The 19,573-nt window shown below is 63.9% G+C and carries 16 protein-coding genes; 7 read left to right on the top strand and 9 right to left on the bottom strand.

Translation table 11 applies throughout. From position 1 onward, the window contains the following. Positions 1 to 10 precede the first annotated feature (10 nt). The 3 genes from ACX80C_RS09280 (at position 11) to ACX80C_RS09270 (ending at position 2,528) form a co-directional block, all read left to right on the top strand. Positions 11 to 529: a 2'-5' RNA ligase family protein gene (locus ACX80C_RS09280; protein ID WP_459326181.1), complete on the top strand. Its 519-nt coding sequence runs from the start codon at positions 11 to 13 to the stop codon at positions 527 to 529. A 76-nt stretch (positions 530 to 605) separates the two neighbouring features. Next, entirely contained in the window at positions 606 to 1,418 is an 813-nt protein-coding gene (locus ACX80C_RS09275; RefSeq protein WP_459326180.1) for a PP2C family protein-serine/threonine phosphatase, read from the top strand. Between the two features lie 90 nt (positions 1,419 to 1,508). Next, on the top strand, positions 1,509 to 2,528 hold the full coding sequence (locus ACX80C_RS09270; RefSeq protein WP_459326179.1) for a phosphotransferase: 1,020 nt from the start codon (positions 1,509 to 1,511) through the stop codon (positions 2,526 to 2,528). 45 nt (positions 2,529 to 2,573) lie between these two features. Here ACX80C_RS09270 and ACX80C_RS09265 read toward each other — a convergent pair whose 3' ends face one another. The 6 genes from ACX80C_RS09265 to ACX80C_RS09240 form a co-directional block, all read right to left on the bottom strand. Then, the gene (locus ACX80C_RS09265) at positions 2,574 to 2,975 is read right to left on the bottom strand and encodes a VOC family protein (protein WP_459326178.1); all 402 of its coding nucleotides are present in this window, start codon (positions 2,973 to 2,975) and stop codon (positions 2,574 to 2,576) included. 8 nt (positions 2,976 to 2,983) lie between these two features. Further along, complete coding sequence (locus ACX80C_RS09260; protein WP_459326177.1) at positions 2,984 to 3,601, bottom strand: class I SAM-dependent methyltransferase; 618 nt, start codon at positions 3,599 to 3,601, stop codon at positions 2,984 to 2,986. A 221-nt stretch (positions 3,602 to 3,822) separates the two neighbouring features. After that, positions 3,823 to 5,208, bottom strand: a complete 1,386-nt coding sequence (locus ACX80C_RS09255) for an ATP-binding protein (protein ID WP_459326176.1) — start codon at positions 5,206 to 5,208, stop codon at positions 3,823 to 3,825. Continuing rightward, the gene (locus ACX80C_RS09250; protein ID WP_459326175.1) at positions 5,208 to 6,863 is read right to left on the bottom strand and encodes an NAD(P)/FAD-dependent oxidoreductase; all 1,656 of its coding nucleotides are present in this window, start codon (positions 6,861 to 6,863) and stop codon (positions 5,208 to 5,210) included. Before ACX80C_RS09250 ends, ACX80C_RS09255 begins: the two co-directional genes overlap by 1 nt. A 126-nt stretch (positions 6,864 to 6,989) precedes the next feature. Further along, on the bottom strand, positions 6,990 to 7,181 hold the full coding sequence (locus ACX80C_RS09245; RefSeq protein WP_459326174.1) for a hypothetical protein: 192 nt from the start codon (positions 7,179 to 7,181) through the stop codon (positions 6,990 to 6,992). A 213-nt stretch (positions 7,182 to 7,394) separates the two neighbouring features. Next, positions 7,395 to 7,826: a hypothetical protein gene (locus ACX80C_RS09240; protein ID WP_459326173.1), complete on the bottom strand. Its 432-nt coding sequence runs from the start codon at positions 7,824 to 7,826 to the stop codon at positions 7,395 to 7,397. Positions 7,827 to 7,967: 141 nt separating this feature from the next. Between ACX80C_RS09240 and ACX80C_RS09235 the strand changes: the two genes are divergently transcribed. The 4 genes from ACX80C_RS09235 (at position 7,968) to helR (ending at position 15,005) form a co-directional block, all read left to right on the top strand. After that, a complete protein-coding gene (locus ACX80C_RS09235; RefSeq protein ID WP_459326172.1) occupies positions 7,968 to 9,455 on the top strand; it encodes a xanthine dehydrogenase small subunit in 1,488 nt (495 codons plus the stop codon). Further along, positions 9,452 to 11,866 carry a xanthine dehydrogenase molybdopterin binding subunit gene (xdhB, locus tag ACX80C_RS09230; RefSeq protein WP_459326171.1) on the top strand — a complete coding sequence of 805 codons (2,415 nt, stop codon included), beginning with the start codon at positions 9,452 to 9,454 and terminating at the stop codon, positions 11,864 to 11,866. The genes ACX80C_RS09235 and xdhB overlap by 4 nt, the downstream gene beginning before the upstream one ends. 1 nt (position 11,867) lies before the next feature. Continuing rightward, the gene (gene xdhC / locus ACX80C_RS09225) at positions 11,868 to 12,665 is read left to right on the top strand and encodes a xanthine dehydrogenase accessory protein XdhC (RefSeq protein ID WP_459326170.1); all 798 of its coding nucleotides are present in this window, start codon (positions 11,868 to 11,870) and stop codon (positions 12,663 to 12,665) included. 144 nt (positions 12,666 to 12,809) lie between these two features. Further along, the gene (helR, locus tag ACX80C_RS09220) at positions 12,810 to 15,005 is read left to right on the top strand and encodes an RNA polymerase recycling motor ATPase HelR (RefSeq protein ID WP_459326169.1); all 2,196 of its coding nucleotides are present in this window, start codon (positions 12,810 to 12,812) and stop codon (positions 15,003 to 15,005) included. Between the two features lie 39 nt (positions 15,006 to 15,044). Here the strand turns inward: helR and ACX80C_RS09215 are convergent, their stop codons facing one another. The 3 genes from ACX80C_RS09215 to ACX80C_RS09205 form a co-directional block, all read right to left on the bottom strand. Beyond that, on the bottom strand, positions 15,045 to 16,547 hold the full coding sequence (locus ACX80C_RS09215) for an NCS2 family permease (protein WP_459326168.1): 1,503 nt from the start codon (positions 16,545 to 16,547) through the stop codon (positions 15,045 to 15,047). An 11-nt stretch (positions 16,548 to 16,558) separates the two neighbouring features. Continuing rightward, entirely contained in the window at positions 16,559 to 17,053 is a 495-nt protein-coding gene (locus ACX80C_RS09210) for a nucleoside deaminase (RefSeq protein ID WP_459326167.1), read from the bottom strand. Between the two features lie 289 nt (positions 17,054 to 17,342). After that, positions 17,343 to 19,550: a hypothetical protein gene (locus ACX80C_RS09205; RefSeq protein WP_459326166.1), complete on the bottom strand. Its 2,208-nt coding sequence runs from the start codon at positions 19,548 to 19,550 to the stop codon at positions 17,343 to 17,345. Between the last annotated feature and the right edge of the window lie 23 nt (positions 19,551 to 19,573).

Below are 19,573 nucleotides of genomic sequence, written 5' to 3'. Positions count from 1 at the left end.
CACTGGGTTGATGTACTCGCTCGAGCTCTTTTTCGATCCGGAACTCGATGCTGGTGTCCGAAGCATCTGGCGCGAACTGAACGAACAAGAGCTTAGCTCGCTCGAAACGCGGTCGCATCGCCGTCATGTGCCTCACGTTAGCCTGGCCGTTGGGCCGCATCTGAATGAGCTTGATTCTGCAGCTCTCGCTGGATTCCGGCCGCCTCGCCGCGTAGATTTCGACGCCGTTGCTACCTTCGCGGGACCCGGCGGTGTCGTCTTCCTGTCAGTCCGCCCGTCGATGGACTTCCTGGAGTACCACCAGAGTGTATTTCGGTCATTTCCGACGGCTGTAGTCGACGGACTCTGGGAGTATTACCTGCCGGGCCGCCTCACGCCGCATTGCACCCTTGCGCTGGATGTTCCGACTGGTGCAATCGGACACGCGATCGACGTAGCCAAGGCCCATCTGCCGCTCAGCGGTCGGTATGCCGGCGTGAATCTGGTTACGCTGGCGACCGGAGAATCCCGCTCGCTCGAATCCTTCTGAGAAATCTGTCAGCCCAAGCCTTTAGTAGGCTCGGTCTCCAGATGGTCCGGGTTGGGGTTCACAGAACGGAGTACCAATGACACTCGCATTTCAAGCGGCTGGCCGATCCTGGCAAGGAGCACACCGGGACAATAACGAGGACTCCTTTCTTGCGTCAGAGTCCGCGATCGCCGTAGCGGATGGTGTGGGCGGGCATGCCGGCGGCGAGGTCGCGTCGGCGATGGTGATCCAGAATCTGGCCGCGGTCATCCAGTCGATGCGCGGCGGCGCCCTCAATGAGAACCAGGTTCGGGAGACGATCGCGACGGCGAACTTCGGGGTATCCCGGCGGGTGAGGCATGACGAGGCGCTGACAGGCATGTCGACCACCTTGTCGGCACTGTTCCGTGGCGACGACGGCCTGCTCCTGGCGCATATCGGTGACTCACGGGCGTACCTGCTGCGCGGGACGCAACTCCGCCAGGTTTCCCGGGATGATTCATACGTCCAGGACCTTCTTGATGCCCAGAAGATCACCGCCGCGGACTCGCGCAGGCACCCGATGCGGTCAGTGGTTCTGAAGGTGCTCTCCGGTGACAACAGCAGTCCTACCTCCTCCGTGGGGTTGTCCCGCCATGATGCACTGAACGGCGACCGTTGGCTTCTGTGCAGCGACGGGTTGACGGACTACGTGCCGATTGAACTGGTGGAAGAGACGCTTTCGGCCGGGCTGGAACCCGACGCAACCGCCGAGGTCCTCATTGCCCTGGCCGGGCAATACGACAGCCGGGACAACATCACACTGATCGTGTGCGATGTTGTAAGCAGAACGACGACGACGGCGGCCGTCCAGGTCGGCGGAGCGGCATTGGAACTGTACGGAGCGCTTCCTGCTCCGGGTACGCGCTGAGCGACTTCCTCACAACTTTAGTGATTGGGATTGTTCAACCACTCTGATAGCCTGCGATGCACAGAACGTAGCTGAAAGGTGAAGCCATTAGTGAGCGGTGATCAGGACACTAGCCGAGCGGAAGCGGTCCGCGCAGGTTTGGAGCGCGACGTCGTCGAGTTCAATCCCGCCTCGATCTACGAATGGGGTCCTGTCTACCGAGCGCGGCTTACGACCGCCGACGGAAGGAAAGTTGACGCCGTCGTCAAACCCACCTTGTCTGATCCGGGTCAGGCGACCGCTCTGGGGAGGTGGCAGACGCACCTGCACAATGTCGGCGTTCCGTGCGTTTGGCCGCTGACACTGGCTGCAACGGAGCTGCCGGTGTACGCCGCCGAAGCAGCCTGGATGGCGTACCCCTGGATTGAAGGGTGCGCCTGGCCGGACACTACGGGATCCATCATGGCAGCAGGGCGTGGTCTGGGGATGATCCATCGCGAGTCGTTCACTTTCGACGACGCCGGCTTACCCCGGTTCGAGTGGCCGGAGTTCAGCGCGGAATCGGTGAGCGAGGACGTGGAGACGATTCAGAAGGTCTGCAGGGAGCACGCCCACTCGTTGGAGAGCGGGGATTATCCACTCGGCGCTGCCGAGGCCGCTTCGCGTTGGGTCGGAGGGCTGGAAGCGTTTCACTCCGAAACACTTCCGGCCATTCGGGACGCAGGGCTTCCCAGCTGCGCAGTGAGCCTGGACTACCGTGCATCGAACCTTATCTACGCTGACCAGAGCCAGGTTCCAACTTTCATTGATTTCGAGAACGGTGAAGTAGCACCAAGGCTGCTGGACCTTGCGCTCTCCGTCCTGCTGTTCGCCAGCGAGGCGAAGAATAACCCCGGCCGCCTATTCTCGAGCGAAGAATGGAAGGCATTCCTGGCCGGCTACGTGGCGGAGGCGCCCCCTCTTACCGCGGATGAGACTGATCTGTGGCCGGCAGCCCTGAAGTACATGCGGCTTGAATGGGGCACCTGGCACCTGACTGAGGGGGCTGAGTGGGACCTGCATGGTCAACAGGAATTTCTGCTTGACTTGCTCACCGTCCAGGAGGCGGAGCGCTTCCCGCTGCGGACGTAGTTGCGGCTTCACTAAACGCTCGAGGCGTACCCCCTCGCAGGACACTCACCGCGGCGAGAGGAACTCCAACCGGTTGCCGTTGTTGTCGTTCAGGTAGAAGCGTCGCATCCCGGGGAAGTCGCGGTCCCACGTGGGCATCAGACCGTGAGCTTCTACTCTCGCGGCCAGGTCATCAAGGTTCTGGACAAGGATGCCCGGATGGGCCTTCTTCTGCGGCGTGAAGTCTTCCTCGACGCCGAGATGAATTTCAAGGTCGTCGCCCCGAACCCACAGGCCGCCTCGTGCGGCGAGCGCCGGCGGCTTCTGCACTTCGGCGAGTCCGAGGACGTTGATGTAAAACGCCCGGCACTCGTCCTCACTCCCCGCCGGTATTGCGAGTTGAACGTGATGCAGTCCCAATTTGTATGGGGTTTTGGCAGGCGCGGCGTCGTAGCGGTCAACTGGCATGGGCGTTTTCATCCTTCTGTCGGGTAATGCGTACGTCGGGCAACAATTGCTCCGTGTGGGCGGTGCCCAGGATCTACCCGCGAATGAATTTCGACAGTCTCAAATCCGGCGGCACTCAGGCGACAGGATAACGCCTCGGCAGGCCAGAAGTACGCCGGGACGACCGCGTGGGGAAAGCTCTCCAGCTGCGGCCCTTCGAAGAAACCCAGGAGCAGTCCACCGCCCAGCCGCGCGCATCGCGCGAATTCGCGTAGTGCTGCGTCTACTTCCGGAGAACTCATGTGGATGATCGAGTACCAGGCAAGGATGCCGCCAAGTGACGCGTCGGGAACTTGTAGGTCATCGAGCGTGCCTACCCTGAACGGAACGCACGGGTAGCGCGCTTTCGCCCGCGAGATGAAAGTCGGTACCAGGTCGACACCCTCAACCGACGCGCCATGATCCTGAAGGAAGCTCGTCCAGTGTCCAGGACCGCATCCGGCGTCGACCAGTTCGCCTTTCAGGCCGGCTGCCCATTCGCGGACAAGTTCCAGATCAGCGGGATGGACCGCCCCGATGTGCCCGACGGCGGCAACGTACTCATCCGCGCGCTGTGCGTATGCACGGCTCACATCGGCAGTAGTCACCGTTTCAGCCTACTTGCCCCTCGATGAGGCTTCGGGTGGTCCCATAGCTGTTTGAGCGAACGCCTGCGCTGCAGGCATTGCATGCATTGAGAGCGCTGCAGCCGATTTTCTGAGAGACACAGGTCCCCCGCCTGAGAAACTGCTCGGCCGCGGGTTAAATAGGGCGGCGGCAGAGTACCTCCCCAGGTCGCGCTTGTCGCGCAAGTGACGCGCGCCCCGCCTCAGGACTGGACGAGCGGGAGTCGCACACGGAAAACAGTGTTGCCTGGGACGGATTCGAAGTCGATGGTCCCACCGTGCCTTTCGACAACAATTCGCCGGGCAATGTCGAGTCCCAACCCGGTTCCCTTGCCGACGTCCTTGGTTGTATAAAACGCCTCGAAGGCCCGCTTCGCCACCGGGGGCGCTAACCCCGGTCCGGTGTCACCTATTTCGACCCTCACTTCCGCCCCCTCGGCTCGGGTGGCCACGCGCAGGGTGCCGACGCCGTCCATCGCGTCCACAGCGTTGTCGATCAGGTTGGTCCATACCTGATTCAGTTCGCCCGGGTAGGCGTCGATGCGGGGAACGTCGTCACTGTACTCCCGCACGATTTCCACGCCGCCGCGAAGCTTGTGCCCAAGCATCACCAGCGTGCTTTCGAGTCCCTCAACCACGTCGATGGTCTGGCGGGATCCCCGGTCCATCTGGGAGTAGGACTTCACGGCCGCAACAAGTTCCGAGACCCTCCTGGTGGACTCCCGCACCTCAGCGAGCAACCTTTCCATCGACACGGTGGCGGCTACCCACTCCAATGCAGGGTCCAACGCCGGCCCTTCGAACAAGGCCTCGGCCCGGCTGCACCAGTCCAGGCCGACACCCGCTGCGGCCAGCGTTGGACCGATGAGCCAGTCACGCTCGACCTGCCGCTCCGACAGCCAGTCAATGAGGAGATCCTCCTGATCGGCGAGCGTGAGGGCGTCAGGAACGGCCGTCGTCGTCGTTATTTCCTGCCGTAGGGCTTCCAGATCAGCAAACTGGACCGGAGTGATGCCGGTGCGGGTGAGGCGGCCCACGGAGGCGAGCAGAGATCCTGATGCGTCCTCGAGGGCGTCGACGGCCCGGCTTGCTGCGGCTGCGGGATTATTGATCTCGTGGGCGAGACCCGCCGAAAGTGTGCCGAGCGTTGCCAGGGCCTCCCGCTGCCGCACGGTGGATTCGATGCGCCGGGCCGTCCCGTACAGGCCTTCGATGAAATGCACGCCGAACGGAAACCACTTCCCGAACAGCTCTCGCAGGGCTGCGGCGGGGACCCGCAGCACCCGGCCCGTCGTCCTTCCCCGGCCGGTGGCGAGGTACACGCTGGCCGGATCCCAGGCGCGGAAGCCTCCAGCCCAACGCCCCGGCACATCCATGGTCCCGACGACGCTATCCTCGCGTCCCACCTGCCGGACCAGCTGGAGGCTACCGGCGATGAGTACCCACCAGTAGTCCGCCGGTTCGCCTTCCTCGAAGAGGTTGACGGCGGGTTTCAAGGGAACCTCGTCGCCTGCTTCGATGAGTTCGGCCAGTTGTTCGTCACTGAGCCCGGTGAAGAGGTCGATCTCCCGCAGCTCGCGCGGCTCCATTAGACGGTTCCCAAATAGCGGTGCACCAGGTAGACGGACATGGCGCCTTCGCCTACTGCCGAGGCCACCCGCTTCATCGAGTCCAGCCGGACGTCCCCGGCAGCGAAGACGCCAGGGACGCTGGTCTCCAGTGCAAACGGCGCACGGGTCAGCGGCCAACGCGCAGGGTAGCCCGGATTCAGCAGGTCGTGTCCCGTGACGACGAACCCTCTTTCATCCCGAACGACGTCGTCGCCAAGCCAGCTTGTTCGCGGAGACGCACCGATGAAGATGTAGAGCCAACTGGAGGGGACTTCTTCGGTGCCGCCGGTGTCCCTGTCCGCAATGGTTAGGGATTCAAGATGGCCGTTCCCATGAACCGCCACAACCTCACTGCGGTAGCGGACCTCGATCGCCGGCGATGAGGTGATGCGCTGAATGAGGTAGTGGGACATTGTTGCCTCGAGGGTGCCGGACCGGACCACGAGCACCACACGCTTCGCGAAACGTGCGAGATTCAGCGCGGCCTGCCCGGCGGAGTTCGCGGCGCCGACAACGTACACATCCTCACCCTCGCACTGACTGGCTTCGCTTGCATTCGCGCCGTAGTAGACGCCGCGGCCGCTGAGCGCCTCCATCCCTTCCGCTTCGAGGCGCCGGTAGGACACCCCTGTGGCAATGATGAGTGCCCGCGCCTCGATGTCTTTCGACCCGAAGAGTACGGCCCGTACCTGACCGCGGGACTCAAAGCCGACGACGTCGTTCGCCAGCACTACTTCCGCCCCGAACCGGGAGACCTGCGCCATTGCCCGCTGAGTCAGGTCGGAGCCGCTCAGACCTTTCGGGAACCCGAGGTAGTTCTCGATGGCGGCGCTTTGGCCCGCCTGGCCGCCGGGTGCCTCGCGCTCGACGATGACGGTGCTGAGTCCTTCCGATGCCGCGTAGACGGCGGCGGCCAGGCCGGCCGGTCCGCCCCCGACGATGCAGACGTCGTAGAGCGGCTGTTCGGCACGGGTCCGCAAACCCAGAGCGGATGCAAGTTCGAGCGTCGAAGGCGACTTGAGTACTGCGCCGTCGGGAAGCAGCACTATGGGCATGTCTTCCGGGGCTGCTCCCGCAAGGTCCCGCAAGCGTGAAGCTTCGGCGTCGCGCTCGATGTCGTACCAGCGGTAGGGAACGTAGTTGCGGGCAAGGAAGCTCTTGATTTCGTGGCTGCGGTCGGACCATCTGGCGCCGACCACGCGCAGGTCCGAGGTGTGATCCGGGTTCGCCCTTCGCCAGTCGTCGAGCAGGTCATCGACTACTGGATACAGTCGCTCGGCGGGTGGATCCCGCGGTTTGAGCAGATAATAGTCGAGCCCAATGTCGTTGATCGCCCGGATGGCGACGTCCGTATCCGCGTAGGCAGTGAGGAGGAGGAATTTCGCACCGGGCGCCTGCGGCCGTGCGCGCTCCAGCAGTTCGATCCCGGTCATTCGGGGCATCCGCTGGTCCGCGGCGATCAACGCAACCGCCTGGTCCCGCAGAGCGAGCTTGTCCAGGACATCCAGTGCCTCGGCGCCTGAGGAGGCGCGGAGGATCCGGAACTCGGGTCCGTACCTGCTGCGGAGATCACGGGCAACGGCCGCTGAAACCTGCGGATCGTCATCAACGGTAAGGATGTTCGGTTTAGTCATGACCGGCGGTCCCTGTAATCAGCCATGTGGCATGACCCATCTGCTCAGGAGACCTAGCGTGAAGCCTATCCAGAGCGGCCGTGCGCGTCTACGGGTTCACGCCAGCCAGGCCCGTTTTCCCCGGACTCACCTGAACATGACCGAAATGCCGACTAAGGTGCCTGCCATGTAGAAGAAGGAAGCCATGAACATCAGCTTCCTTCCACGCGCGAGCTCTGTGTCTTTTCCGCTTAGTCCTGGGAGAGCTCGGATGTTGAACACGAGCCCGACGACCAGGCAAATGACGAAGACGACGAGGCCGTAAGGGAAGCTCTCCATCAAGTCAGCCTAGAACTGCTCTCCTGAGGGTGCCAACGGGCTCGGCCATGCTGGCATGCGCTTCGTGTCGCCGGACCTGGAAGTTGAACGCCGGAGTTGGACAGGTCTGTTCCCGGCGAATGCCTGCACTGCAGGCATTACCCGCCCAATGACTGCAGCAGAGCAGGCGTTCTCGCCAAAGGCATATAGCTCCCTCGATTCTGAGAGAGGTTTCTAATCCTGCGAGTGCCCATCATCCTGGCTCACCTTGACTTCGGCGTTCCGACGGAAGTAAGCCTGCGACGGCGGCACGAACATCAGCGCGGAAGCAAGAAGGAAGTACCCGACTATCCCGAGCGCAATCGGTAACGGCGTATCGATGAAGCTGCCCAGGCTGATCGCTGTACTGGAAGCGATGTAGATCCGAGACGTATCGTCGCCGTCGCGCATTGAAAGAATGAAACCGATCGCGACCATGCTCAGGATCACTACGACGAAAGCGAGCAGAATGAGTACGCCGAGCTGCGTATCAGCAGCGCCAGAGAACGTTGCCCAGACAATTGCAGACGTCAAAGCAACAGGCACGGCAACAGCCGCCACCAACCACAGATAGCAGGCAACCCGCACGGTTACCGGGCAGTTATCGGGGGTCTTTCGCTTCGCCATAACTATCTCCACATCGTGGAAACAAGTTTCCATCAAATGGGTGTACGCTTAATCACACCGAAACTACGTAACGAATAGTCTGACGCAAGTTCAGGCAGTTCGGTTGGCGCGTCGGTCCGGTTCGTACGGGAGCGTGAAAAAATGGAAGGAATCAGGGTAACCGTCAACGGCGAAGTCCGTGACTGCAGTGGGACAAACCCGCACACTCGGCTACTCGACTGGCTGCGGGACGAAGGACTCACCGGTTCAAAGGAAGGCTGCGCCGAAGGGGAATGCGGCGCATGCGCCGTCCTCGTCGCCAGGCCGGACGGACCGGATCGCAGCCGCTGGACCTCTGTGAACGCCTGCCTACCACCCGCCCTCGCCTTCGACGGGCAGGAAATCATCACGGCCGAGGGACTCGGAAACGTCTCCAACGCGTGCACGCCCGAAGAGTTGCACCCCGTCCAGCGTGAGATGGCGGAACGCGGCGGCTCACAGTGCGGCTACTGCACCCCCGGATTCATCTGCTCAATGGCCGCCGAGTACTACCGCCCTGAGCGGACGCCGGCTGACAGTGACAAGGAAACCGGCACCGACGCCGTAGGCGAAGACCACGCCACAGACCACGAGTGCGGCCCCAATGGCTTCGACCTTCATGCCCTCAGCGGAAACCTCTGCCGCTGCACCGGCTACCGGCCAATCCGCGATGCCGCCTACGCACTTGAGACGCCGCCGGACGCCGATCCGCTGCTGGACCGGCAGAATCGTCCGGCACCCGCACCGCAGCACACCAAGACGGAACAGTTCAGCCGCCCGGAAACCCTCACAGAGGTACTGCAGGCGCTCCAGGACAACCCGGACACCAAGCTGGTTGCCGGTGCAACCGACCTCGGCGTCGAAGTGAACCTCCGGCACTCGCGCCCGACGACGACAATCGCCATCGACCGGCTCGAAGAGCTCAGGACGCTTCGCCAGAGCGCGGACTCCATCGAGATCGGCGCCGCCCTCACCCTGTCGGAAGTGGAGCGTGCGCTCGCGGGCCGCGTTCCCCTGCTCAGCCACCTCTTCCCGCAGTTTGCATCCCGCCTGATCCGCAACGCCGCAACCTTCGGCGGGAACCTGTCCACCGGTTCACCCATCGGTGACTCCGCGCCGGTCTTCCTCGCGCTGGACACGAGAGTTGTCCTGGCCTCAGTGGAAGGAGAGCGCGAAGTCCCGCTGTCGGAGTACTACACCGGCTACCGGCAGTCCGTCCGAAAGCCCAACGAGTTACTCAAAGCCATGAGGATCCCGCTGCCGCTTGCCGAGAGCACAGCGTTCTACAAGATTGCCAAGCGGCGCTTCGATGATATCTCCAGCGTGTCGGTGGGCATCGCAATGCAGCTGAGCGCCGGCGTCGTGAGTTCCGTCAGGATCGGGCTCGGCGGTGTCGCGGCGACGCCAATCCGGGCATTGAAGGCTGAAGCGGCGCTCGTGGGACAACCGTGGACGCCCGACACCGCCGCCGCGGCCGCAGTGGTCATGGCCGGCGAAGGAACACCAATCGATGACATGCGGGCCAGCGCGCTTTACCGCTCGGCCATGCTGAGACAAGCCTTGCTGCGGTTCCACGCAGAGAACGCACCGGCACTGGAGGTGGCCAAGTGAAATCCCTCGCAGAACGTCCCGTGAACCCTGTGGTCGGCGTTTCGGTCTCCCACGAGAGCGCGTCCGCCCACGTGACCGGAACCGCCCTCTACACCGACGACCTCATTGTCCGCAGCCAGAACGTCCTCCATGCCTGGCCACTTCAGGCGACGCATGCCCGCGCACGGATTTTGAGCCTGCGCACCGAACCCGCGCTGGAGGTTCCCGGTGTGGTGAGGGTGCTGACGTCTGCGGATGTTCCAGGTGTCAATGACGCCGGCATCAAGCACGACGAACCGCTCTTCCCTGACGAGGTCATGTTCTACGGCCATGCAGTGTGCTGGGTTCTGGGTGAGTCCCTGGAGGCCGCCCGGCTGGGTGCCGAGGCGGTCGAGGTCGAATACGAGCCGCTGCCGTCGCTGCTGACAGTGGCCGAAGCGATCAACGCTGAGAGCTTCCAGGGCAACCAGCCCACCGTCGAGCGCGGAGAGCCGGATGCGGCGCTTCAAAATGCTGCGCACCGGTTCAGCGGCGAGTTCGAGTTCGGCGGCCAGGAGCACTTCTACCTTGAGACGCACGCATCCTTCGCGCACATCGACGAGGGCGGGCAGGTGTTCGTCCAGTGCAGCACCCAGCACCCCTCCGAGACCCAGGAAATCGTGGCGCACGTCCTTGGCCTGCACAGCCATGAAGTGACGGTGCAGTGCCTGCGGATGGGCGGCGGGTTCGGCGGCAAGGAGATGCAGCCGCACGGCTTCGCTGCGATTGCGGCCCTCGGGGCAACCCTCACGGGCCGCCCGGTCCGCCTGCGCCTGAACCGCACACAGGACATCACCATGTCCGGCAAGCGCCACCCGTTCCACGCGAAGTGGGAAGTAGGGTTCGACGACGACGGCCGCCTCCAGGCACTCACTGCCACCCTCACCAGCGACGGCGGCTGGAGCCTCGACCTCTCGGAGCCGGTGCTGCAGCGCGCTTTGTGCCACATCGACAACGCGTACTTCATCCCGAACATCCGGGTCCATGGGCGCATCGCGAAAACCAACAAGACTTCGCAGACTGCGTTCCGCGGTTTCGGTGGCCCCCAGGGGATGCTCGTGATCGAGGACCTGCTCGGCCGTTGCGCGCCGTTGCTGGGGCTGGATCCGAGCGAGCTCCGGCGTCGTAATTTTTACGAACCCGGCCAGAGCACACCGTACGGCCAGCCCGTGCGGCATGCCGAGAGGTTGGCGGCGATCTGGCAGTCGCTGGAGGACCACTCGGACATCGCGCGGAGGCGGGAGGAGATCGCCCGGTTCAACGCATCGCACCCGAACCAGAAGCGCGCGCTCGGCATGACCCCGGTCAAGTTCGGCATCTCGTTCAACTTGACGGCGTTCAACCAGGCCGGTGCTCTGGTGCACGTCTATAAGGACGGCTCCGTGCTCATCAACCACGGCGGAACCGAAATGGGTCAGGGCCTGCACACGAAGATGCGCCAGGTTGCGGCGACCGCGCTCGGGGTTCCGCTGTCATTCGTCCGGCTGGCCCCAACGCGGACCGACAAGGTGCCCAACACCTCTGCAACGGCGGCCAGCTCCGGTGCTGACCTCAACGGCGGCGCCATCAAGAACGCATGCGAACAGATCAGCTCCCGGTTGGCAGAAGTGGCGGCCCGGAAACTGAACATCCACCCCGACGACGTGCGTTTCGACGCGGGCAAGGTCACCGGGATCGGCTTTCATGATTCCGAGCTGACCTTCGAACAGCTGGCCCGCGACGCGTACTTCCAGCGCGTCTCCCTCTGGGCTGCCGGGTACTACCGGACGGAGGGCCTGCACTGGGACAGCTCCCGCATGCAGGGCGAACCGTTCAAGTACTTCAGCTACGGCGCCGCTCTCACGGAGGTTGAGGTTGACCGCTTCACCGGCGCGTACCGGCAGCTCCGGGCGGACATCGTGCACGATGTCGGCGACACCCTTTCGCCCCTGATCGACGTCGGACAGATTGAAGGCGGCTTCGTGCAGGGCGCTGGCTGGCTCACGCTGGAAGAGCTGCGCTGGGACGTGTCCGACGGCGCCAACCGCGGCCGTCTGACCACCCAGTCCGCCAGCACCTACAAGCTGCCGAGTTTCTCCGAAATGCCGGAAGAGTTCAACGTGCACCTGTTCGAGCGGGCCACTGAGAGCGGCGTTGTCTACGGGTCCAAGGCCGTCGGTGAACCCCCGTTGATGCTGGCGTTCAGTGTTCGGGAAGCCCTCCGTGAAGCGGTTGCTGCCTTCGGGCCGGGCGACCGCGCCGTGGAACTCGGCAGCCCGGCCACGCCGGAAGCCGTGTTCTGGGCGATCGAGCGGGCATCTGTCAGTGACGCGCCGTCGGATCTTCCCAAGGACGACGACGACGCGCAGCAGGACAGCGCGCGGCGCGCCCCCGTCACCACTTCAGTGCGTTGACATGGACTGGCTGGAGGCCCTGCAGCACCTGAGGTCGGAGGGCCTGCCGGGTGTTCTGGCCACGGTGTCCGAGGTGCGCGGTCATGCGCCGCGGGAGGCCGGAGCCAAGATGGTGGTCGGCACCGACGCTACCTGGGGGAGCGTCGGTGGCGGCAACCTTGAGGCGACCGTCGTGGACCGGGCGCGGGAGATGATGGCCGCCGGGAATGCCGCGGCGGAGAACGCCGAGTTCTCGCTGAGCGAGCACGCAGTGACGCAGCATGGCAGGCAGTGTTGTGGAGGAAAGGTGCGGGTGCTGCTCGAACCATTCCTCTCGATGCCCTCCGTGGCGGTGTTCGGCGTCGGGCATGTCGGGTTGGAACTCGGACGGATCCTGTCCAGGCTGCCGCTGCGCCTGTTCCTGGTGGACAGCCGGGGTGAGCAGCTTGTGCCGGACCGGCTGGCCGAGGTGAGTGCGGGTGTCGCTGACGTGCAGGCTGTGCACACGCCGGTGCCGGACTCGTTCCTGCGCGAACTGCCCGCCGGCGCGCATGTCTTCATCATGAGCCACGACCACTCCGAGGACTTTCTGCTCTGCGACGCGGCCCTGCGCCGCGGGGATCTTGGTTCGGTGGGGCTGATCGGATCCTCGGCCAAGTGGTCCCGGTTCCGGCAGAAGCTGCTGGCGGAGGGTTACTCGGAGCCCGAGATCGAAGGCATCCAGTGCCCGATAGGGTTGCCCGACGTCGTCGGGAAGGCACCGGCGGTCATTGCGGTGAGCGCAGCGGCGGACCTGTTGCGGAAGCTGACCGGAGGCTGAGCCTCGGCGCTGAGCCAGACACGAGAATGGAGGGGAATGTTTCCCCTCCATTCTCAATCTATAGCTCAGGTGGGGGCTTGTGGCAAGGCCCCCCTCGTGGCGCAGAATTGTCGATCGGTCCACCATCCGATCGGAGCCCACGCCATGAAACCCCTCGCCACCAGTGCCTTCGAACTCCCAGATAACCTCGCCGCCAAGAAGGCACCTGCCCTGATTGACGACGACGAACAGCACTTCGCCCTCATCGCCGATTCCCTCGAACGAACCCTCGCCGACTTGTCCGAACGCCTCAACGCCGAGCGCAAGGCTCCGGGCCACAAGGGTCAGGCCGCGCTTGAACGGGATCAGGAGATTCACCGGCTGAGCGCCCGGCTGCGGACGCTGCGAAGGTTCGGCCTGGACCTGTGCCTCGGGCGCATGGTGGCAGCGGACGACGACGAGCCCGTCTACCTCGGGCGCCTCGGCCTCACCGACAGTGACGGGCAGCGCTTGTTGATCGACTGGCGCTCCCCGGCGGCCGAGCCGTTCTTCGGCGCGACGCACGGATACCCGATGGGGCTCGCCAGCCGCCGCCGCTACCGCTGGACTCGTGGCCGCATCACCGACTACTGGGACGAGGTCTTCACGCCGGAAGGGTTCGAAAACAGCGCCGCCCTCGACGACCAGTCCGCCTTCATCGCCAGCCTCGCCGGAAGCCGATCTTCCCGCATGCGGGATGTCCTCGGCACTATCCAGTCAGACCAGGATGCCATCATCCGTGCCGGTTCCCGGGGCCCGCTGGTGGTCGACGGCGGTCCGGGCACGGGCAAGACCGTCGTCGCACTGCACCGGACCGCGTACCTGCTGTACTCGGATCCGCGCCTCGGGCATCGTGGCGCCCACAGCGGAAGCAATGTGCTGTTCGTCGGCCCGCATCAGCCGTACCTCGCCTATGTTGCAGACGTCCTGCCCAGCCTGGGGGAGGAAGGTGTGCAAACCTGCACCCTGAGCGACCTCATTCCGGAAGGGCGAACGGCGGTACCAGAGCCAAAATCCGATGTCGCGCGCCTGAAGTCCTCCGCGAGGATGGTGGAAGCGGTTGAGGCCGCGGTGAGGTTCTACGAGGAGCCGCCGACCGAAGCCATGACGGTTGAGACGCCGTGGTCTGATCTGGAACTCAGCGCCGCCGACTGGGCCGAGGCGTTCAGCGCCGTGGAGGCCGGCACCCCGCACAACGAGGCGCGCGAACAGGTCGCCGAGGCGCTTCTCGCCATCCTGACGGACAAGCACGACGACGGCGTCCCCGCCGACACCCTCCGCACCGCACTGGCGCGGAACCGGGACTTGCGGTCGACCCTGAACAGGGCCTGGCCCATGATCGAGGCGACTGACCTCGTTGGCGATCTGTGGTCCGTGCCGGCGTACCTGCGCCTGTGCGCGCCCTGGTTGAACCGCGATGAGGTTCGGCAACTGCAGCGGAAGGATCCCGCCGCCTGGACGGTGTCTGACCTGCCGCTCCTTGACGCGGCACGGCGGAGGCTGGGGGATGCGGAGGCGGCCCGGCGCCGTCGTCGTTATGAGAAGGCTGCTGCCGCCGAGCAGGCGCACCTCACCCGGGTTGTGGAGGACCTCATTCAGGCCGACGACGGCGAGGGGCTGGTCACCATGCTGCGTCACCCTGACCTGCAGAAGAACCTGGTGGATGAGGCGGCGCTGCCTGGCGTGGATCAGGATGGGTTGGCCGGGCCGTTTGCGCATGTCGTAGTGGATGAGGCGCAGGAATTGACCGACGCCCAGTGGCAGATGCTCCTGGCCCGGTGTCCGTCGCGGAGCTTCACGATCGTAGGGGACAGGGCGCAGGCCCGGCACGGGTTCACGGAGTCGTGGCAGGAACGGCTCGGGCGGGTGGGGCTCGGGGAGGTTGCGGTCTCATCGTTGACCGTCAATTACCGCACGCCGGCGGAGGTGATGGCGGAGGCCGAACCCGTGATCCGGGCTGCGGTGCCGGACGCCAACGTGCCAACTTCCGTGCGCTCCAGCGGCATTGCGGTGTTGCAGGGTCATGTCGCGGAGTTGGGCGCTGTTCTTGAGGAGTGGCTCGCAGCCCATCCGGTGGGCGTTGCGTGCGTTATCGGCTCGTCGACCTTCTCGGCGCGGGACCGTGTTCAGGCCCTGACGCCGGAGCTCTCGAAGGGGCTCGAGTTCGATCTCGTGGTCCTGATTGACCCGGAGCGTTTCGGTGAGGGCGTCGAGGGCGCCGTGGACCGTTACGTCGCCATGACCCGGACTACCCGGCAACTGGTCATCCTCCGCACACACATCGAGTCAGCAGAAATGGCTAGGAATCGAAAGGAAACCTAGCCATTTCTGCTGACTCGATGCCAAGCAGGGGTGAAGCGGTCAGCCGCCCATCCAGATGGTGATCGGCCCGCGGGCGAAGTAGACCAGGAAGCCGGCCGCAACCACCCACAGCAGCGGGTGGATCTTGCGTGCCTTGCCCGAGGATGCCCGGATGATGACCCAGCTGATGAACCCGGCCCCGATGCCGTTAGCGATCGAGTAGGTCAGCGGCATGGTCACGATCGTGAGGAACACCGGCAGCGCCACCGAGAAGTTACGGAAGTTGATCTCCCGGATCTGCGCAACCATCATGGCACCGACGACGACGAGGGCAGCCGCCGCCACCTCAAGCGGTACCACTGCGGTGAGCGGAGTGAAAAACATCGCCAAGAGGAAGAGCGAGCCCGTCACCACTGACGCGAGCCCGGTACGGGCACCCTCACCGATGCCGGCCGCGGAGTCGATGAAGACAGTGTTGGAGGACGCCGACGTCGCGCCTCCCGCCACAGCTCCGGCACCTTCGATGATCAGTGCGGACTTCAGCCGCGGGAAGTTTCCACGCTTGTCGGCGAGGCTCGCCTGCTTGGCCAGCCCCGTCATTGTCCCCATCGCGTCGAAGAAGTTCGTGAACACCAGGGTGAAGACCAGCATGGTCGCAGCCAGGGCGCCGATGCGGTCAAAGGCTCCGAAGAGATCGAATGCCCCCACCAGGCTGAAATCCGGGAGCGAGACAATGTTGCTCGGGATGACCGGTGCGTTCAGGTGCCAGCCGGTCGGGTTGTTCGGGCCGCCCGGGCCGAGCTTCAGCGAAAGCTCGATGACGATCGCGATGATGGTTGTCACCACAATCCCGATCAGTAGCCCACCCTGCACCCTGCGCGCCATGAGGATGCCCATGGTGATCAGGCCGATGATGAACACGAGCGTCGGCACAGTGGTGATGGAACCGCCGTCGCCCATCTGAACGGGAGGGCCGCCCGCGGTGGCGGTGACAAAGCCGGAGTCAACGAATCCGATAAAGGCGATGAACAGTCCGATGCCGACGGTGATCGCGGCCTTTAGCTGGCGTGGGACGGCATTGAAGATGGCGGTTCGGGCGCCGGTCACAGCGAGGAAGACAATGAGCAGGCCGTTGATGACCACCAGCCCCATGGCCTCGGGCCAGGTCACGTCGCCTACGACTGACACCGCGAGGAACGAGTTGATGCCCAGTCCGGCAGCGAAGCCGAAAGGCAGGTTCGCCACCAGGCCGAAGATGATGGTCATGACGCCGGCGGTCAGGCCGGTGACGGCTGCAACCTGCGAGGCCTGCAGCCATCCGCCTTCGACGTCGAGCGCCGCAGCGTCCGGACTGAACCCGCCCAGGATCAGCGGGTTGAGGATAACGATGTACGCCATGGTGAAGAACGTGACGAGCCCGCCGCGGAGTTCGCGCCCCCGGGTCGAACCACGCTCGGTGATCTTGAAGAACTTGTCCAGCGCACTGAGCTGCTGGGATTTATCTCTACGCGGCGGTGATGCCGGCCCATCGGGCTGGCCGCCGGTCTGCGTGAGGGTAGACATGTGCGTTTCCTTTAGTAATCCACGCGCGCGGTGAGGGTGCTCCACGCATCGAAGGGGGCGGTGGAGGTTGTGGGTGCGGCGGCCGTCAGCACGTACTGGCGGACCGGCATTGCCCGCTCCTCCACAGGGGTGGCGAAGAAGTTGTAGAACACGGCGTCGTCGAAGCCTGCTTGCGCGGCGTCGTGCCGGTCCGCAGCGAAGACAACAGAACCAACCCGCGCCCATAGCGCAGCGGAAAGGCAGAGGGGACAGGGTTCGCAGCTCGTGTAGAGCGTGCAGCCGGAGAGGTCGAAAGTCTCCAGGGAAGCGCAGGCGTTACGGATCGCCATGACCTCGGCGTGCGCCGTCGGATCATTGTTGGCGGTGACGCGGTTTACGCCGTCGAAGGAGCGGCCGTCCGGAGCGACAATCAGGGCGCCGAACGGCCCACCCGAATTGTGGACGTTTTCAGTTGCCAGGGAAATAGCCTGTGCGAGGAACTGCTCTTCTTTGGTGGTGGTAGTCAAGGAAGGTACTCCCAAAGTGGGGGCAGCAGCCGTTCGAGCTACAGGCGCCAAACGGTAGTGCGGTGTTTCACGACCAGACTGCTGCTGATTTACAGGTATGTAGTAATTTGCAGGTCCACCTGGTAGATAGCTCACCTTCCGGAGAGCCCGCCGTTGGCTTCAGGCTTCGAGAGTAGCAGTGCTTTGTGACTCAGACCATAGGTTTCGTGAAATTTGTTTTCCGTTTTGCGGAAACGTTATAAACCAAAACGCCCCTCCCCGTGCAACGGGAAGGGGCGTCCTGCTGGAATTACTTGGTGTTGTACAGCGAGATGCTGTCCAGGACAAAGTTTGTCTGCTGACCGTCATCCTCCGTGCTGACGAGGCGCAACTCAACCTCCTGGCCGGCGAACTGGCTCAGGTCGAGCACCCTGTCCGAGTAGGCGCTGGCGAAATCTGAGTTCCACCAGGTGTAGACCGTGTTGGTGACGCCTCCGGCAATCACCTGCAGCTCAAGCTTGTCCGCCTTCTCGGTACGAGGTTCGGTGGTCTGAATCCTCATCATGAAGTGCAGCAGGCTGGTGCCACGCTTTGGAATCGTGACGGTCTGGCTCAGCGAATCCACGTTTGGAACTCCGTTGCCGCCCATCCACGCGTAGGACCGGCCATCAAATGCCGGGAAACTTCCCCAACTGCCGACGACGCCGCCTTCAATCGCCCAGCCAGCGCCCTGATCCTCAAGGCTGCCGTTTGTAACGAGCTCCTTGCGCTTCACGTCGCGGTAATCGATGGAATGGTTGTAAAGAATGTCCCTGGCTTTCTTCCCGGAATCCAGACCGGACTTCGGGCGGTCCACGTTGAACCACTCGTCGAAGGTGTCAGAGACGTACTGATCCATATTGCGGAACGTAGACTCCGGCCCGCCGTCAAGTTCTTTCCAGAGTTCGATCATCGCCCCGGCAACGCGACCCTCGACGGAATCGCCATTATCCATGTTGGGGCGGGCGGGTTCGATGGTGTTGTCCTGGAATCCTGGTTGAGTCAGGTCGATCCAGGTGTCGGTGTTGTAGTAGTAGCGCTCGTCACCCATGACATAACCGGCGATAGCGTTGGGGAACCCTTCGGTCCACGCGCACACCGGACCGGTAACGCGGTGCAGTGAGTGTGGGGAGGGGCAGTCACCCGACGGCCAGTACCAGTTGTAGATCAGGTGCTGGAAGTTGTGACCGGCCTCGTGCACTACGGGGTGCCGTGCGTCAGGCATGGCATCGGTGAGGAAGACTGAGCGAACCTGCGGATCGGTGCTGTAGTAGCCGCCGTTGGTGTTCCCTGGTGCCCAGCGGGCTTTGATCTTGGAGCAGTTTGTGTCTTCCTCAGCGGTCCAGCAGTCGGTTCCGGATCCGCGGACGTCGTAGATCTTGTTGTGCACGTCGTATGCGTCGAAAGCAGGCATATGGAGCGCACTCGGGGAGGTGGTTCCGATCGCCTGAGTGGTTCCGGTGGGAACGTTCGTCAGTGTGGTGGAGGCCACGACATACGGGTTCTCGCCGGTCATGTCGACGATCTCCCACGATGCGTTCTGGGTGGAGAACTGAACCCACATAGCAGCCAGCGGAGCGCCGGAGGCCGCGCCGCACAGTTCGTAGGTACCGTCTTCGGCGCCGGTGAGGCCAGTGGCGAGGGTGGTCGCCGGAGCATCCGCAGTCTTCTGTGCCATAAGGCTTACTGAGAAGCGCTTGCCGGGGTGCCAGGCGCCGTCGAACGTGTGATAGGTGAGGTTTCCGGTTGCGCAGACTTCACCGGCTGCCGCCTTGACGTCGACCTTGGCGGTGCCGTCCTTCTGCGGGATGACGGCATTGCGCTTGGCAACGACATCGCCTTCCTTGTTGTGGCCCTGGGACTTGGTTCCCGAGACGCCCTTCTTCGAGGTGTCCGCGGTCTTCCCCACGGTGATCTCCTCGGTGGAGTGTGCAAAGCGCTCGTCCGCAGGCGCCTTCACATCAATCACGTCCGCCTGCACCTGGAACGCACCGGCTTCTTCGGCCTTGACCGTGAAGGTCACCGTGCGGCCGTCTTCATTGAGGGCGAAGTTCTGCGTGGCGACGGTGTCGAGTCCACGTTCGGCCGGGGCGGAGAAGCCGTCAGAGACGATGCTCAGACCCTGCGGCAGGCGAATCTGAAGCTGGGCTTCTTCGATCGCGATTTCGGATTCGATCGTGACCGTTACGTCAGTGGTTTCGCCGGCGGTGGGCACCTTGTCCAGGACCACATCCGCTTTGATGCAGCTGACCGGCGCTTCGGAGAGTTCGTTGGCGGGCGGTGCGAGTGTGCACCCGGACCCTCCGGTGACGGGTGGGGTGGTGACTGCCGGGGGAAGCGAGTCGACAGCAGGTGCGTGGGCTTCGATGGCCGATGCGGTGATAGGGGCGACAGTCAGTGCGAGTGCTGTGGCCAGAACTGTACCGGAGAGCCGAAGGCCTCCGAGGGACCGGTGGGGACTACGTTTAGGAAACGTCATGCGGTCACCGTAGGCGGTGGAGC

This window comes from Arthrobacter tecti (genome assembly GCF_054511355.1).
Note: the sequence above shows the minus strand (reverse complement) of the source record. Positions and strands in the feature narration are given on the sequence as shown.

Bases quoted from the DNA above. Each gene is read 5' to 3' on its own strand.
- ACX80C_RS09280 (WP_459326181.1), top strand. From the start codon at position 11: ATGTACTCGCTCGAGCTCTTTTTCGATCCGGAACTCGATGCTGGTGTC.
- ACX80C_RS09275 (WP_459326180.1), top strand. From the start codon at position 606: ATGACACTCGCATTTCAAGCGGCTGGCCGATCCTGGCAAGGAGCACAC.
- ACX80C_RS09265 (WP_459326178.1), bottom strand. From the start codon at position 2,975: ATGCCAGTTGACCGCTACGACGCCGCGCCTGCCAAAACCCCATACAAA.
- ACX80C_RS09255 (WP_459326176.1), bottom strand. From the start codon at position 5,208: ATGGAGCCGCGCGAGCTGCGGGAGATCGACCTCTTCACCGGGCTCAGT.
- ACX80C_RS09250 (WP_459326175.1), bottom strand. From the start codon at position 6,863: ATGACTAAACCGAACATCCTTACCGTTGATGACGATCCGCAGGTTTCA.
- ACX80C_RS09245 (WP_459326174.1), bottom strand. From the start codon at position 7,181: ATGGAGAGCTTCCCTTACGGCCTCGTCGTCTTCGTCATTTGCCTGGTC.
- ACX80C_RS09240 (WP_459326173.1), bottom strand. From the start codon at position 7,826: ATGGCGAAGCGAAAGACCCCCGATAACTGCCCGGTAACCGTGCGGGTT.
- ACX80C_RS09235 (WP_459326172.1), top strand. From the start codon at position 7,968: ATGGAAGGAATCAGGGTAACCGTCAACGGCGAAGTCCGTGACTGCAGT.
- xdhC (WP_459326170.1), top strand. From the start codon at position 11,868: ATGGACTGGCTGGAGGCCCTGCAGCACCTGAGGTCGGAGGGCCTGCCG.
- helR (WP_459326169.1), top strand. From the start codon at position 12,810: ATGAAACCCCTCGCCACCAGTGCCTTCGAACTCCCAGATAACCTCGCC.
- ACX80C_RS09215 (WP_459326168.1), bottom strand. From the start codon at position 16,547: ATGTCTACCCTCACGCAGACCGGCGGCCAGCCCGATGGGCCGGCATCA.
- ACX80C_RS09205 (WP_459326166.1), bottom strand. From the start codon at position 19,550: ATGACGTTTCCTAAACGTAGTCCCCACCGGTCCCTCGGAGGCCTTCGG.